The sequence below is a fragment of the Novosphingobium sp. LASN5T genome, assembly GCF_003856955.1.
Lineage (GTDB): Bacteria > Pseudomonadota > Alphaproteobacteria > Sphingomonadales > Sphingomonadaceae > Novosphingobium.
Window position 1 is genome coordinate 70,948 of the sequence record NZ_RQSI01000003.1, and the last position, 15,953, is coordinate 86,900.

Here is a 15,953-nt window from a genome sequence, read left to right on the forward strand (position 1 = left end):
ACGCTCCCGGCGATCGCACGGAAGCCCACGCCCTCCCGCGGCGGGGCGGATCAGGATAGCAGCGCCAGGCTGCGATCCAGCATCAGCACTTGCCACAGCAGGCGGGAATGGTCGGCGCGGCCCGCGATATGAGCCTCGGCGATATCGCGCAGCACAGGAGCACGGAACCAGCCCGTTCGCGCCAGCACGCCACCTTCTGCCACCGCCCTGGCCTCTCCGGCCAGCGGTCCGCGCAGCCATGCGGCGATCGGGGTGACGAAACCCATCTTGGGGCGAAACAGCACGTCTTCGGGCAGATAACGGCGCATCACGTCCTTCATCAGCCATTTGCCCGTCGCGCCGCGCACCCGCATGGCCTCGGGCAGCCGCGCGCCGAATTCCAGCAAGCGATGATCGAGCAGCGGCTCGCGCGCTTCAAGGCTGACCGCCATGCTCGTCCGGTCCACCTTGGTCAGAATGTCGCCGGGCAGATAGAACTTGAGATCGGCGTATTGCGCCCGGTCCAGCCCGGAACGCCCCGGCGCCCGGCGCATCATCTCCACAAAAGGCTGTTCGGCGCGATAATCGCCCCGCAGCCGCAGGAAATCCTCGCCATACAGGCGTTCCCGCAGTTCGACCGGCGTGACGGAGAGCGATCGGGCATAGCCCTCCTCTCCGCTCCGCGCGAGATTGAGGAAGGTTGCCTTGGCCCGCAGCGGGCGTGGCGCCCAGTCTGCCTTGGGCCAGAGCCGCCCCAGCGTGCCGAACACCGGCGTTCGCAAGCCTTGCGGCAGCAGCGCCCGCACGGATTCCTCGCGATGCTGGAACACCTGCCGGCGGTATCCGGCGAAAGCTTCGTCCGCGCCATCGCCTGAAAGCGCCACGGTCACATGCTCGCGCGCAAGTTCGCAGACCCGGAACGTCGGCAGAGCGGAGGCATCGGCGAAGGGTTCGTCGAACATGCCCGCCAGCCGGTCGATGAGCGCGAAATCGTCCGACGCCACCACCCGCTTGCGGTGGTCTGTGCCGAACAGCGCGGCCACCTTGTCGGCATAGGCCGTCTCGTCCAGCGCCTGCACGTCGAAGCCGATGCTGCAGGTCTTCACCGGATCGGTGCTGGCTTCCGCCATCAGCGCCACGACGCTGGAACTGTCGACCCCGCCCGAAAGGAAGGCACCCAGCGGCACATCGGCCATCATGCGCGAGGTAACCGCCTCGCGCAGGCGGTGCAGCAGGTGCGCGCCCAGATCGGCGGTATTGCCCGGCTCCCGGTCGGCAAAGGAGATGTCCCACCACTGTACCGGGGCGGCCGGCGGGGCATCGTGCCGCAGCAGGCGGTAATGGCCCGCCGGCAGCTTTTCCACGCCCTTCAGGATGGATCGGTGATCGGGCACGTAACCCCAGGCGAGATAGTCCTCGATCGCCAGCGGATCGATATCCCGCCGCAGCATGGGATGCGCGAGCAGGGCCTTCAGTTCCGAACCGAAGATCACGCTGCCATCGGCCAGTTGCGCGGTGAACAGGGGTTTCACGCCCAGCCGGTCGCGCGCCAGCAGCAGCGTCCGCTGCCGCAGGTCATAAAGCGCGAAGGCGAACATGCCGTGCAGGCGCGGCAGGCAATCGACGCCCCAGCGCTGCCACGCAGCCAGAATTACCTCGCTGTCGCCGTCAGTGTGGAACTGCGCGCCATCGGCCTGCAATTCGCGGCGCAATTCGCGGAAATTGTAAATCTCGCCGTTGAAGACGAGCATCGCCGAACCATCGGTGGCGGCCATCGGTTGAGGCGATCCCGCCAGATCGATGATCGCCAGCCGGCGGTGCCCCAGCGCCACGCCGGGAGCAGTCCATATCCCCTGCCCGTCTGGCCCGCGATGCGCAATGGCATCGCACATCCGCTCCAGCCGCGCCGGATCGACCGGCTTCATGCCCTCCGTGTGGAAAATGCCCGCGATGCCGCACATGCCTCCGCGCCTATCGCATGTTGCCGGTGCGGTCCATCCAGGTCGCTACCGGACCGGTAGCACCCAGGAACGCGCGAACGGCGGCTTCCGTCTGCCCATCGCTGCCTTCGGACGACACGATCAACGCGGCTGTGGGCCGGCGACGCAACAGCAGCCGGTCAGCGATGTTGGCCAGCTTGAGCCGCGCGTTGCTGCCGGTCAGCAGATCGCCGGTGCGATACCAGGTGAGCGCGAGGCGGTGGACCGGCCCCGGCGCCTGGATCACATCGGACTTCGCACCTTCCAGCGCCAGGCCCTGCTTTTCCCAGGCCCAGCTGCTGCCCAGCGGTAAGGCGCCCTGCCCGAAGCCGCCAGCCTCCTTGCCTTCGGCCTGCCCCGCATAGAGCGCGTAGGACACCTCCACCCGATGGCCTGTCGCATCGGCGTAACTGCCCAGCAAGCGATGCTCGGCACCCGTGTGCAACGGCTGCCAGGGCGCGGCAGGCGCCATGTCTACCCGGTGCCAGCCCGGCACGTCGGGCAGCAGTATTTGCGCAGGGACGGGCGCTTCCAGCCGGTTGGCCATCGCCCCCCAGCCCAGGAACAGCGCGGCGATCCCGGCCAGCGCACCCAGCGCCTTGCCCTCGGGCCAGCGCAAGGCAGCGAGCCGATCCAGCAGCGGAGAAGCGGCGATCGCGTCGGCGTCGATCATCGGATCATCGATCGCGCGGTCGAAGAACTTCCAGCCGGCGGCCATGACCAGCGCCATCACGATGGCGAAGAACACCCAGCCGTAGAACACGTGGTCGAAACCGGCGGCGAAACCGATGCCGACCTTTCCGGCGATGAACACCGTGCCCCATGCGCGCACCCCGTTGGCCAGGATCGGCACCACCAGCGCCATTGCCATGAACGCTGCACGGCGCGGCCAGCTGCGGAAGCAGACGTTGGCGACCAGCGTGCCATAGGCCACCATCGCGATCAGGAATTTCACGCCCGAACAGGCTTCGGCCACTTCGAAGTAACCGCCCGGGGCGGTGATGAACACGCCGTCGATCGTGGCGGGGCCTCCCGCCACGGACAGCAGCAGCATCGTGATCCTGGCGGTCACGGTCTGCAGCGTCGGGATCATCTCGTCCCCGGCGGGCACCAGAAACAGCATGTAGAACAGCGGAAACGCCAGCGCCACGCCCACGCGCGGCCCCAGCAGCGTCAGCACGCTCGCCTGCAACATGACCACCACCGCCAGTTGCCGCGCCAGCGAAAAGCCGGAGAAATCGCCCAGCATCCACAGGAAGCACGCCCCGCCGAACGGCAGCAGCCCCGGCCACCAGGCGGAAGGCACGAGGCGCAGCAATCCGTCCGTCCGCAGCCAGACCAGCCAGCCGAGTATCAGCGGGATGAGCAGCGCGTGGTTGTAGGTCGAACTGTCCCACCATTGCAGCGCCATGTCGCGCCAATCGCCGGCGAACAGCGCGAACACGCCCAGCCATGCCGTGGCAACGAACAGCAACGGCCGCCGCCAGCTTTCCGGCACGGCCAAAACGAAACGCTGGATTGAGGACAAGGGCGCGGCATCAGGCCGCATGGCGATCCCCCCTGCGGTCCGCGCCCAGCAGGGCCGGCAGCGGGTCGAGCGCGCGGTCCCAGCCGCACCGGTCGACCACGAAGCGCCGCCCCGCCGCGCCCATGCTGCGCGCCAGCGCCGTATCCGCAAGCAGCGTCATCGTGTGCGTGGCGAAATCCTCCGGCCCGTCCGCGACCGCGAGGTCCTGCCCCACGCGCGCGGGAATACCGGTGGCCGCCGCGCGCGTCGCCAGCACGGGGCGCGCCATGGCCATCGCCTCCAGCACCTTGTTCTGCACCCCGCGTGCGATCAGCAGCGGCGCGACCACCAGATCGGCCCCGGCCAGCCACGGACGGACATCGGGCACCGTGCCGGTCACGCGGCATCCGTTGCGCCCGTGTAGCGCCTGCACCTCGGCAACGGGCGCGCGACCGACCACGTTGAATTCCGCCTGCGCAAAGCGTTCGCGCACGCGCGGCATGACCTGGCGCGCAAAGAATTCCACCGCCGCCACGTTTGGCGGATAGTCCATCTGGCCGGTGAAGACGATCTGCGGCCCGGCGCGCAGCATGTCCGGCGCGGGGACGATGCCCGACGGATCGTAGAACCGCCAGTCGATGCCGTTGGGCAGCGCCATCACCCGCGTACCGCGCCGATGCCGCAGGCGATCGCGGAACAGCGTGGCTTCCTCATCGGTCACCAACACGCTGGCGGTGGCGCGATGCGCGATCTTTTCCTCGAACCGGCGCAGGAGGTTCGCCTCGCGCCGGTACATCACCCGCACCGCTGGATTGCCTGCGCGCGCATAGGCTTCGAACTTGGCGGAATCGACATCCACAAAGTCCATCACCACCGGCCCGGTGAAATCCTCCGGAATGTATTGCGCCATCTGCCCGGAGAACACGAAGATCGCCGAGATCGGCCGGGTGGCCAGCGTTTCGCGCACGAAGCGGCGGATGGCCGGCGAGGAAAACGCGGTCAGGCTGACGGGCTTGCCCGTTGCCAGCGCCTGCGCGGCGGCTACGGGAACCGACTTGGTCCGCGCGACAAGGCACAGGCTGGCCGAAATCGCCGCCAGTTCCGGTTCGTGCGACCAGTCCGCCTCGTCATCGGCAAAGCACGCGACATGAACCGGCGCCAGCGCGCTGATCCGGCGCAGCATGTGGCACGAGCGGATCTTGTCGCCGCGATCGGGCGGAAACGGCATCCGGTGCGCCAGAAACAGGATTTCGCCCATGGCCGCTCCCGTCAGGCCAGCCCGGTCGCGATCAGCGGACCGAGCCGGTTCGCGATCGGCAGCGGCAGTTTCTGCCACGCGGCGATCTTGGCGCGATAGCGCGGGCTGAGCGGATTGACGTCGCGCGGAGGAACGCCATCGGCGGACCAAGTGGCATAGGACAGCGGCTCTGGCACGAAGCCCCAGTTGCGCTTGAAATGATAGGCGCCGCTGTCGGTCTTGGACCGGCCGAAATCGAACCGGTCGCAGCCCAGGCCGCGCGCGTGGTTCATCAGCGCGTAGTACATCACGTCGTTGGCGCGCAGCGCGCGCGCCGCGAACACGCCACCGCCCCAATAGGGCATGACCGCGCCGCGATGGTACAGGCTCAGCACGCTGGCGACCGGCTTGCCCTGGTGCAGCACCGTCAGGATATCCGCATCCGCAACGAAGAGGTCCATCACCGCGTCGAACAGGCACTTGGGGAATACCGGCGTGCCCAGGTTGCGCACGGATTCGGCATAGACCGCGTAGTGCATCGCGCGATCCGCCCCGGACCGGCCGACCCGCACTTCCAGATCGTTGCCCAGCCCCTTGCGCACTTCCGCGCGCTGTTTGCGCGGAACGGCAAGCAACTGCGCCTCGTCGTCGGCGGCCAGCGGCAGGACGAAGCCGGCGTGGCTATCCTGCTTGATGTGCCAGCCCGCGCCGTCCGGCATCACGCCGCCGCGCAGTTCGATCGTCGGCGTGGACAGGCGGCGGGCCAGTTCGCGCGCGGCATCGAACAGCGCCGTGGCTTCGCCCGCATCGCCGATCAGCCCGCCGCCCACTGCGAACCCGATCGAGACCAGCGCGCGGCCGAAAAGCGGGGAGTGCGCCGCGTGCAACGGCAGCATCGCGGTAATCGCGCCATCACGCTCGGCCAGCAGCAGGTGCGCGCGGTGCCCGGTGGCGCGCTCCACGGCGTCGATCCATTCCAGGCGGTGGAAGGCCGTGGCGGCGGGGTCTTCGGCCAGGAACCGCGCCATAGCCGGGCGGTCACCCGGATCGGCAAGGCGCACGCGGGCCGCCAGGAAGCGGAATGGCGCGTTCATGCCGCCTTCCCCAGTACGGGTTGCGCCGGCAGAGCCAGGGCCATCTGGCCTGCGGCCACCTCGTCCATGCGCCCCCAACGGAAATCGCGGATCAGCCGGTCCAGCTTGGCCGCCATGACCGTGAGGTTGGTATAGTGCCGCACCTTCGAGCGCAGCGGCGCGGAAGCGACGCGTGGCTGTTCCGGATCGATTTCCCACGGATGGAAATAGAACACGGCCGGCCGGCCATCCACGGTGTTGACCTGCCGGATCGCCCAGCGTGAAACGGTATAGGGCAGCAGGCGGAAGAAGCCACCGCCGCCGGCCGCCATACGCCGGCCGGCCACTTCGGCCGTCGTTACCGGGATCTCGATGAGGTCCGCACCTGCGACCGGACGGAAGGCGAAACGCGGCGCCTCGCGCCAGCCGTAGTGATCGTGCACGATCGGCGCGACGCTGGAAGAATAGGCATAGCCCTGCTCGGCCAGCACCTCGTGCGCCCAGGGCGTGCGCGCATCGATCGAGAAGCTGGGCGCGCGATAGCCGGTCACGCGCTGGCCGCCGGCATCTTCCAGCACCGCCCGCGCCCGCGCGATGTCCTCGGCAAAGGCCTTGGCGCCCAGCGTGAACACGCGGGCATGGTCCCAGCCGTGGCTGGCGATCTCGTGCCCTTCGTCGGCGATCCGGCGGATCATCGCGGGATAGCGTTGCGCCACCCAACCCAGCGTGAAGAACGTGCCCTTCACCCCGGCATCGGCGAACATGCGCAGAATCACGTCGCAATTGCGCTCGACACGGCAGGAAAGGCCATCCCAGTCCCCGCGATCGATCACGGTTTCGAACGCGCCGACCTGGAACCAGTCCTCGACATCGACCGAAAGGCCGTTGCGCGGCGCCTGGGCGGGCCCTCTGCTGGGCCCTGAGCTGGGCCCTGAGCTAGGCCAGGTCATCGGCACGCTCCCTTCCTCAAGCCGCGAGGCGCGGCTTCTGTTCGCTTTCCAGCCATTCGATCAGCATGGTCAGGACATGGCGGATCGCCTGTTCCTGCTCGGCCAGCCGCATTTCCAGCGCAGCGACGCGACCGTTGGCATCCGTCAGAGCGGCGGCGAGTTCATCGCGGGCCGGGTCTTCCGTCGTTGCGGCCGGGCGCAGTTCGGCAAGTTCGATCACGGCCTGCTGCAGTTCGGCGATCTGTTCGTCGCGGCTGGCCAGCGCCTGCTGGATCATCGACAGGTCGAACGCCGGCTGGGCATGCGCCTGGGGCTCGGCTTCGCCAACCGGCTGAACACCGTGCTCCAGCGCTGGTTCAGGCGCGGCGAAGGAATCCATCACCGGCAATGCATCGGTCAGCGCCGGTTCGGCCGCGGGGGCCGGCCGCGCGGCAACGGCACCGCCCGCCGCATCGCGATCCAGGTCGGTCAGCACGTCTTTCAGCATGGCGCTGTCAATGCGCGGGGACTGCTCGATTGCTCCCATCAGCAGCAGGCGGCTGACGATCTGGTTGATCCGGCGCGGCACGCCACCGCTTGCCCGCGCCAGATCGGCATAGACGCGCGGCTCGAACGCGGGATTGCCCGTCCAGCCCACACGCGCGAGGCGATGTTCGATATACGGCCCCACCTCGCCCGCTTCCATGGCATCGAGATGGTGCGAGGCGATCACGCGCTGGCGCAACTGTTCCAGTTCGGGCGATGTCTGAAGCAGCGTACGAAATTCCGGCTGTCCCAGCAGGAGCATCTGCAGCAGCGGATGCGCGCCAAGCTGGAAGTTCGACAGCATCCGCAGTTCTTCGAGTGCGCCGATCGAAAGGTTCTGCGCCTCGTCCACCACCAGCAGACAGCGGCGGCCGGCGCGGGCCTCTTCGTGCAGGAACACCTCGATCGCCGCGAGCGCGGACGCCTTGTCGTGCCCTGGCACATGCAGCCCGAACGCGCGCGCGGCCACGTGGATCAGTTCCTCGCCGTCGAGCTTGCTGGTGACGATCTGGCCGGCGGTCAGCCGCTGGCGGTCGATCGTCGCCATCAGGTGCGCGGCCAGCGTGGATTTGCCCGCGCCGACTTCGCCAGTGATGACGATGAAGCCTTCGCCCTGCGCCAGACCATAACCGAGGTACGACAGCGCCTTGCGGTGCGTCGTGCTCTCGAAATAGAAATCCGGGTCCGGCGTGAGCTGGAAGGGACGTCCTGTCAGCCCATAGAACGTATCGTACATCGAAGCCCCCCGGGGGTTAGAAATTGTAGCGCAGGGCGATCCGGCCCGATGCGACGAGTTCATCCGGCGCCGCCTTGCGGCTGAAGCCATCGATCCCCACCGCCGCGCTGCCGACCAGACGATCGGTCAGGTTGCGGAAGTAGGAAGCGTTCGCGCCCACCGCGTTGCTCTTGGCATTGCCAGCCGAACCGCTGTTGTACCAGGCGCTGTACACGGCCACGGCGAAACTGGATCGTCGGTCGAGCCGGCCGGACACGCTGCCATCGACATACCAGCTTTCGTCCACCGTGCCATCCGCAAGGCCCAGCACGGTCCCGCGCGCGGCAATGAACTTGCGCCGCACATAGCCGGCGCCGATCCCCGCGCGCAGACGGCCCACGGTCATGCCGTAGGTCGCGTTGACGCCGCGGGCGCGGAACACCGACGACGACAGCGAGGCCAGCGCGCCGTTGACGCAGCCGCCGCCAGTCGAACCGATGCCGCAACCGCTGATGTTGCCGTTGAACGGATCACGGCCAACCTCGAAGTCGGTCGGCACGTCGCGCAGCGCATTGCCGAGCGAGGAGCCGAAGCCCGAAATGCCGTCATAGACCGAGATTCCCAGCGCGCTGCGCGCGTTGGGCGCATAGCTGAAGCTGCCGTAATAGGTCGTGCTGTCATACCGGCGGCCGACGAAGGCCGAAAGCGATGTGCGCCGGCTGGGCCGCCACATCACGCCGGCATCCCAACTGAGGCCGCTGAAATCATAGGCGATGGCGCGCGGCTTGGACTTGTCGGTAACGAAGCGGCCGTTGCTGCCGATCACCGGCACACCGTTGACATCATAGACCGCATCGCGCGCCGAAACCTGTACGTCCTGATACCCGACATCGCCCACCAGCGCGAGGTCCTGCGTCACCGGCAGGGTCACCTGCACGCCGGCGTTCAGTTCGCGATAGCGCTGGTCGAGGTTGGAAATGTCTTCCTGCGCATAACGGCCGCTGGCGGTCACGCCCACCGGCGCGATCACGCCGGGGCGTACGCCTGCCGAAAGCTGCGCCGATTGCGAAAGCGAATGATCGAAGATGTTGGAACTGGGCTGCCCGGCCACGGCGGTCACGCCGTTCTTGGTATCCACCTTGGTGTAGCCCACCATGTAGGAGCCGTTGACCGCCACGTCGCCGACATGGGTTGCCAGCGCCGGCCCGGCATAGGCCGAATAGATCTGGGTGGTCGCGCTGCTGGTGGCCACGGGGTTGAGGCTGCCCGCCCCGGTGGCATCCACGCGGGTCCGCGTCGCCAGGCCGCCGGCTTCCACCGACAGCGTACGGGGGATCAGATCATGCTTCACGCGAGCGAGGCCCGAGATCGTGTCGCCGTTGGCGGTATTGCCCTTTTCGGTGATGCGCCGTTCATAGCGGAAGGACACCGCCCCTTGCGTGTTGCGCCCGTTGAGCGCGACATCAACCCCGGCCGCAATCGCGGTATAAGTCAGCACATCGTCGCCCGGCTTCAGTTCGGCTAGCAGGTTCTGCGACACCTCGAGATAGGGCTGGATGGTGGTCCGCGCCCCGCCACCGGCGGAACGGATCGAGTGCCCGCCGCGTCCTTTCGCGCCGGCATCGCCGCCCGTGGCGCTTCCGCCCGAGGCATCAACGACGTTGCCGTAGTCAAGCTGCTGCGCAAGCGCTGGCGCACCATGAAGCGCCAGCAGCGCGACGGCACCGTACAGGGCGGATTGCGCACCCCGGCGCGAGGAAAAGCGGGCCATTATCATTCCTTGTACCCGTAATAAGAACCGAACCGCCGGCCCGTGGGCGAGAAGCGGGTGCAGTTGAGCAACAGCCGGATGTTCTCGCAGCCGGAAAGGATGTTCACGGCGTCGCGCAGCTCGGCTTCGCCGGTTTGGTCCGCGCGAACGACCATCATCGCCTGCCCCACGTGCATGGCCAGCTCCGAAGCCGGAGAGGCCGCCAGCGCTGGCGGGCTATCGAAGATGACGATGCGATTGGGTGCGTGCGCCGTCAGCCGGTCCAGCACCGTACGGGTGCGCGCGGACGCCAGGAATTCGGTGTCCGACCCGGTCGAATTGCCAGCCGGCAGCACGAACAGGCCCGGAATGTCCGTGCCGAGGATGCAGTCCTCTACTCGCACGGAAGGATCGGCCAGCGCGTCCATCAGGCCGGGGCCGCCGGGCAGGCCGAGCGCGGACAGCACGCTGGGCTTGGCGAAATCGGCATCCACCAGCAGGACCTCGTTGTCCTTTTCCGCGGCGATCGACAGCGCCAGATTGGTGGCGCAGAACGTCTTGCCCTCGCCCGGATGGGCGGAGCAGACGAGAATGCGCTCGCCATGTGGGGCACCACGCCCTGCGCGCGAATCCGCCGCCGTCAGCAGCAGCTGGCGCTTGACGATGCGGAATTCCTCCAGCAGCTCCGTCACCGCGCCATCGGGTTCGATCAGGCACTGTTCGCGCAAGTGCAGGCGGTCGATGGGATGCAGCTTGCCCTTGAAGACCTGCTCCGCCGGGATACCGTCGAGCACGGGCTGCGCGTCCTCTGGAGCAGGACGGTCGACGGCCGCCGGCACTGGTGGCACGGGCGCGAGGGGCGAAACGGGCGCGGCAACGGGCGGAGGCGCAGGCGTATCCGCAGCCGGCGCGCCAGGCGCGGCGGGCACGGGAGCCTGCAACACCTTGCGGAAATCGAACGTCCCCGCGGCCCGCTCGATCAGCGATGGGCCGGTAGGCGGCAGCGGAATCTTGCTCTGGTCGGTCATCTTCAACCCCGCTTCCTCACGCCACCATGCCGCGCTTCATGAACTCGACCGCCAGCAGCAGCACCAGCACGGCCACAAGGCCCGCGCTCGCGCCGGCAAACCATTTGAGGTGCCGGTTGCGCAACGCGCGCGCCTGGCGCGTCAGCGTCAGCGACACGGAACCCAGCACCGGCATCCCGGAGGCCCGTTCGAGCTGGCCGGTGGTGGTATAGGTCGATCGCAGTTGCGCCACCGCGAAAGCCGCGCCGCAGCCCGCTCCAAGGCCCACGATCAGCACCAGCATGAGCAGCAAGGGCCGATCCGGGGCCGTCGGCGCGCGCGGCGTGGACGGCGGATCGATCACGTCGAACTTCACCGCATCGTGTTCGGATTCCACCTGGCCGCGCAGGCGAAGCTGTTCGCGATCGCGCAGCAGCTTGTCGTACTGTTCCTTCAGCACGTCATAATCGCGATTGATCCGCGCCGCTTCGGCGGCGACCGCCGGTTCGCTGTATTGCTTGCCGGTAAGCTGGCCGATTTCGCCCTGGAGCGATGCCTTGCGCGATTGCAGCGCCACCACGCTTGCCTCGCGATCCGCCTTGATCGACTGGAGCGAGGAATAGGCCGGGTTGGGCGTACCGCCGACGTGCCCCGTTTCCGATGCCGCCTGCCGGGAAAGGCTGGCGATCTGGCTCTTGAGCGCGATCACGTCGGGGTGGCTGTCGGTAAGGCCGCGCGCGCGCATCGAAGCGAGATCGGACTGCGCCTGTGCCAGCGCACCCTTGGCGCCGCCCGATACGCCGGGCACCATGATCGTCGGCGGCGTGCCCGAAAGCTGGCCGTTGATCGAGGCGAGCGCGCTCTGCGCCGCCAGCAGATCGGATTCGACGCCGCGCAGTTCGGAGCGCGCGCTTTCCAGCTTCGCCCCCAGCGAACCGCTGCCGGGAATGAGATCGGTGTTCTTCGCCTCGAATTCCTGGCGCTTCTGTTCGGCGGTTTCGAGATCCTTCTGCCGATCGGCCAGCTGCTGGTCCATGAAGGCCAGTGTGCTGCTCATCTCGCCACGGCCGCCGGCCAGGTTCTCTTCCCGGAAGATGTCGATCATCTTCTGCACGATGTCCTGCGCCAGCTTGGCGTTCTGCACGTCGGTATAGCCGCCGCTGCCGGAGCTGGCCGAAATCTCGAACAGGTTGTCCTGCTGGCTGACCACCTTGATCCGCGCGCCCAGGCCCTGGACCGCCGATTCCATCTGCTTGTCGCTGGTGATCTTGTCGCCCAGCCGCGTCGCGCGGATGACCTTCTCGAGATTGACCGAGCTGGTCAGCGTCTGGCGCACGCGCTCGATATCGCGCTTGCCGTCGTTGCCCACGCCGATCTGGTCGGACAGCACATTGTCGGTCTGGACGAAGATGCGCGCTTTCGATTCGTAGCTGTTCGGCACCATCGCCACGAAGACCCACCCGACAAGGCAGACCAGCCAGGCGATACCCAGCGCCAGCCAGCGCCGGTGCCAGATGCCGTAAAGCGCGATGCGCACTTCTTCATAGATGTTGGTCATCGCCGGAAAGGCCCCCTCGTCCCGCCGCCGCTCAGAACGTGCTCTCGGGGATGATGATCACATCCCCGGGCATGAGCAGGACGTTGGCCTTGCTGTCCCCCTTGCGCAGCAGATCGCCCAGCTTGACGGCGTATTCCTTCTGCTTGCCGGTCTGCTTGTCGAAGCGGATCAGGCGGGCGCGATTGCCGGCGGCGTATTCCGAGAGGCCACCGACCGCGATCATCGCGTCGAGCAGCGTCATGTTGGCGCGATAGGGGATCGAGGCCGGCTTTTCCGTGGCCCCCACGATGCGCACCTGCTGGCTGAACGTGCCCGCGAACTTGTTGACGATGACCGAGACGATCGGCTCCTGGATGTACTGCGACAACTGGAGCTTGAGATCTTCCGCCAGCATCGAGGGCGTCTTGCCCACCGCCGGCATGTCGGTGATCAGCGGCGTGGTGATGCGCCCGTCCGGCCGCACCTGCACGCTGGCGCCGAGTTCGGGGTTGCGCCACACGAAGATCGTCAGTTCGTCGAGCGGACCGATCACGTATTCCTCGCCCGGCCCTTCCTGCAGCGAGACGAACGAGGCCGGCGGAAGCTGCGGCTTGCCGCCCGAACCCGCGCAGCCCGTCAGGGCAAGGCTTGCCATGGCGGTGCCGGCAAGCAGGCGGGTCAGACGCGTATCGATCGGCATGGACTGTCCTTTTCCGAGCCAGCGGCATCGCTTCCGCCGTCCCGCCAAGGGACGCGAAAGGCACCGCTATTCAGTGTCGGCTATCGCCAAAAAGGGTGAAGATACCGTTAGCCTTCACTGAACCGCGCCCGCGAAACAGCGGGAATTTGCGGCCAGTCCCGAAACGGCACGGATCGGGCGGACAGTATGAAAATCCGCTCCGTTACGGATTCATACGAGGATTTCGGCCGCCGGCCCCTGCCCCAGGAACATCGCCGGGCTGGCGCTGGCGCCATAGGCCCCGGCGCAGAAGATCGCCACCAGATCGCCGGGATGGGCGCGCGGAAAGCCGCCCTTGTCGGCCAGCCGGTCCAGCGGGGTACAGAGGCAGCCGACGATGCTCGCCTCTTCCTCCACCGGGGCACCGAACCGCGTGGCGATGGCGCTGGGATAGTTGCGCCGCACCACCGTGCCGAAGTTGCCGCTGGCGGCAAGCTGGTGATGCAGCCCACCATCGGTAACCAGATAGATCTCGCCGTGGCTTTCCTTGCGGTCGACGATGCGGGTCAGATAGACGCCCGCTTCGCCCACCAGATAACGGCCCAGCTCGATGCAGAAGTGCGTGTCGGCGAGCACCGCCGGCAGGTCCGCGAAGCGTTCGGCGAGAGCCGCGCCCACGGCCGCGACGTCCACCGGCTCGTCGCCCGGGAAATAGGGAATGCCCATGCCGCCGCCCAGGTTGCACTTGGGCAGCGGTGCGCCGCTTTCTTCCGCCAGCCGCGCCGCCAGCTGCAGCGTCTGCGCCTGCGTATCGGCGATGGCGGCGGCATCAAGCGCCTGACTTCCCGCGAAAATATGGAAACCGCGCCATTCCGCGCCCGCCGCGATCAGGCGGCGCGCCAGCGCCGGCACGCGCTCCGCATCGATCCCGAACGGCTTGGCCCCGCCGCCCATCTTCATGCCCGATCCCTTGAGATCGAAATCGGGATTGACCCGGATGGCAAGGCGCGGCGCCTGACCCAGCCGTTCGGCAATGGCCAGGGCGCGCTCCGCCTCGCCTTCCGATTCGAGATTGAGCGTCACGCCCCTGGCGATCGCCGCTTCCAGTTCGGCATCGCGCTTGCCCGGCCCGGCGAAGCTCACCAGCGCCAGGTCGATGCCGGCCGCCTCCACCATCGCCAGTTCGCCGCCCGACGCGATATCGAATCCGTCGACCAGCCCGGCCATGTGCGCGAGCAGCGGCCCGAACGGATTGGCCTTCACCGCATAGTGGATCGCCAGCCGCTCCGGCATCGCGGCGCGCAACCCGGCCACCTTCCGGTCGAGCAATTCGCGCGCATAGACGAACAGCGGCGTATTCCCCGCCTCTGCCGCAAGATCGCTCGCCTTGCGACCGGCGATGGCCAGTTCCCCGTCGATCGCGGCGAAACCGGGCGGGATGGGGCCGAGCGGCTTCATGCGTTCTCTCCGCCCGCGAGTTCGGCGACGAGGGCCACGCGGTCCAGCTTGCCGTTGGGGCTGACCGGCATGTCCGCCCGCCAGTGGACGTGGCGCGGCACCATGAAATTGGGCAGCGCGCGGGTCAGCGCGGGCAGCAGTTCCGCCTCGGCTTTCTCCGGCGCCACGGCGGGCCGGGCGACAAGATGGATCGCGTGCCCCAGGTGCGGATCGGGCAGGCCCAGCGCGACGGCTTCGGCGACCAGGCCAGTGGCCACCGCCGCTTCCTCCACTTCCTGCGGGCTGACACGGTTGCCCGAGGTCTTGATCATGGCATCGCGCCGCCCCACGAAATGCAGCAGCCCTTCGGCGTCGCGCCGCACGCGGTCGCCCGACCAAACCGCCATGCCGCCAAGCGCGGAGAACGCCGGCGCGGGGCGAAAGCGTTCGGTGGTGCGTACGGTGTCCTGCCAATAGCCCTGCGCCACCAACGGCCCGGCGTGCACCAGTTCGCCTTCCTCATCCGGCGCGGCTTCGGCGCCGCTGTCGGCCACGACCATGATCTCGGCAAAGGGAATCGCCCGGCCGATCGAGGTGGGGTGACGATCGACCAGATCGGGATCGAGATAGGTGGAACGGAACGCCTCGGTCAGCCCGTACATCGGATAGAGCCGCGCTTCGGGGAACGTGCCGCGCAAGGCGCGCACCAGCGAGGGCGTCAGCGCGCCGCCGCTGTTGGTCAGCCGGCGCAGTTGCCGGGCGGCATCCTCGGGCCAGTCCTGCTCCACCAGTTGCAGCCACAGCGGCGGAACCGCGGCAATGCTGGTCACACCATCGCGCGCCACGGCCTTCACCACATCGCGCGGGGTCAGGTAATCGAGCGGCACCACCGCGCCCCCGGCGTACCACGTCGAAAGCAGCTGGTTCTGGCCGTAATCGAACGCGAAGGGCAGCACCGCCAGCACGCGGTCCGCCGCCGTCACCTTCAGGTAATACGCCACGCTGACCGCCCCCAGCCACAGGTTCGCATGGCTCAGCACCACACCCTTGGGCCGGCCGGTCGATCCGCTGGTGTAGAGAATCGCCGCCAGATCGTCGGACATGGCCTGGCTCGGTGGTAGCGGATCGGCCTCCCCCGCAAGACCCGCGCGCACGCCGGCTTCCTCGCGCAGCGCGGCCTGCCCGGCATCGCCCGGCTCCAGCGTATCGAGCCGCGCCGTGTTGGAAATCATCAGCCGCGCGCCGCTGTCGGCCAGGATATGCGCCACCTGCGCCCGCTTGAGCAGCGGGTTCACAGGAACATGCACCAGCCCGGCGCGCACCGCCGCCAGCGGCATCAGGCACGCCAGTTCGGTCTTGGCCAGCCATGTCGCCACTCGCGCGCCCTTTTCCGGCACCTGCCGGGCGAGCCATGCAGCAAGCCGGCCTACACGGTCATTTAACGCCTCGAAGCTAAGGGTCTCGTTCCGCAGGATCAGCGCCGGGGCTTCCGGCGCGCCGCGCAACGGCAGATGGTCCAGCGGATGAACGGTAGGATCGGGATCGGCGGACACGCGGCTTTCGGACCTTCGCAACGGG

12 protein-coding genes are annotated in these 15,953 nt (G+C 68.0%); all 12 read right to left on the minus strand.

The window, feature by feature from the left end:
- Window positions 1–50: 50 nt before the first annotated feature.
- The 12 genes from EH199_RS03845 to EH199_RS03900 all read right to left on the minus strand — a co-directional run bounded on the left by EH199_RS03845 (window position 51) and on the right by EH199_RS03900 (window position 15,928).
- Entirely contained in the window at window positions 51–1,940 is a 1,890-nt protein-coding gene (locus EH199_RS03845) for an XrtA/PEP-CTERM system amidotransferase (protein WP_124807943.1), read from the minus strand.
- A 10-nt stretch (window positions 1,941–1,950) separates the two neighbouring features.
- Window positions 1,951–3,507 (minus strand): exosortase A, encoded by a 1,557-nt coding sequence (xrtA, locus tag EH199_RS03850; RefSeq protein ID WP_124807944.1) that lies wholly within the window; start codon window positions 3,505–3,507, stop codon window positions 1,951–1,953.
- Entirely contained in the window at window positions 3,497–4,801 is a 1,305-nt protein-coding gene (locus tag EH199_RS03855) for a TIGR03087 family PEP-CTERM/XrtA system glycosyltransferase (protein WP_223806456.1), read from the minus strand. The genes xrtA and EH199_RS03855 overlap by 11 nt, the downstream gene beginning before the upstream one ends.
- A complete protein-coding gene (locus EH199_RS03860) occupies window positions 4,735–5,796 on the minus strand; it encodes a FemAB family XrtA/PEP-CTERM system-associated protein (protein WP_124807945.1) in 1,062 nt (353 codons plus the stop codon). Before EH199_RS03860 ends, EH199_RS03855 begins: the two co-directional genes overlap by 67 nt.
- Window positions 5,793–6,725 carry an XrtA system polysaccharide deacetylase gene (locus EH199_RS03865; protein ID WP_124807946.1) on the minus strand — a complete coding sequence of 311 codons (933 nt, stop codon included), beginning with the start codon at window positions 6,723–6,725 and terminating at the stop codon, window positions 5,793–5,795. The genes EH199_RS03860 and EH199_RS03865 overlap by 4 nt, the downstream gene beginning before the upstream one ends.
- A 16-nt stretch (window positions 6,726–6,741) precedes the next feature.
- Window positions 6,742–7,986, minus strand: a complete 1,245-nt coding sequence (locus tag EH199_RS03870) for an XrtA/PEP-CTERM system-associated ATPase (protein WP_124807947.1) — start codon at window positions 7,984–7,986, stop codon at window positions 6,742–6,744.
- 16 nt (window positions 7,987–8,002) lie between these two features.
- A complete protein-coding gene (locus EH199_RS03875) occupies window positions 8,003–9,736 on the minus strand; it encodes a preprotein translocase subunit YajC (protein ID WP_124807948.1) in 1,734 nt (577 codons plus the stop codon).
- 2 nt (window positions 9,737–9,738) lie between these two features.
- The gene (locus EH199_RS03880) at window positions 9,739–10,743 is read right to left on the minus strand and encodes an AAA family ATPase (protein WP_124807949.1); all 1,005 of its coding nucleotides are present in this window, start codon (window positions 10,741–10,743) and stop codon (window positions 9,739–9,741) included.
- Between the two features lie 16 nt (window positions 10,744–10,759).
- Entirely contained in the window at window positions 10,760–12,280 is a 1,521-nt protein-coding gene (locus tag EH199_RS03885) for an XrtA system polysaccharide chain length determinant (protein WP_124807950.1), read from the minus strand.
- Between the two features lie 31 nt (window positions 12,281–12,311).
- Entirely contained in the window at window positions 12,312–12,959 is a 648-nt protein-coding gene (locus EH199_RS03890; protein WP_124807951.1) for an XrtA/PEP-CTERM system exopolysaccharide export protein, read from the minus strand.
- A 210-nt stretch (window positions 12,960–13,169) separates the two neighbouring features.
- A complete protein-coding gene (locus EH199_RS03895; protein ID WP_124807952.1) occupies window positions 13,170–14,396 on the minus strand; it encodes a pyridoxal-dependent decarboxylase, exosortase A system-associated in 1,227 nt (408 codons plus the stop codon).
- Window positions 14,393–15,928 (minus strand): acyl-CoA ligase (AMP-forming), exosortase A system-associated, encoded by a 1,536-nt coding sequence (locus EH199_RS03900; RefSeq protein ID WP_124807953.1) that lies wholly within the window; start codon window positions 15,926–15,928, stop codon window positions 14,393–14,395. Before EH199_RS03900 ends, EH199_RS03895 begins: the two co-directional genes overlap by 4 nt.
- Window positions 15,929–15,953: the final 25 nt, after the last annotated feature.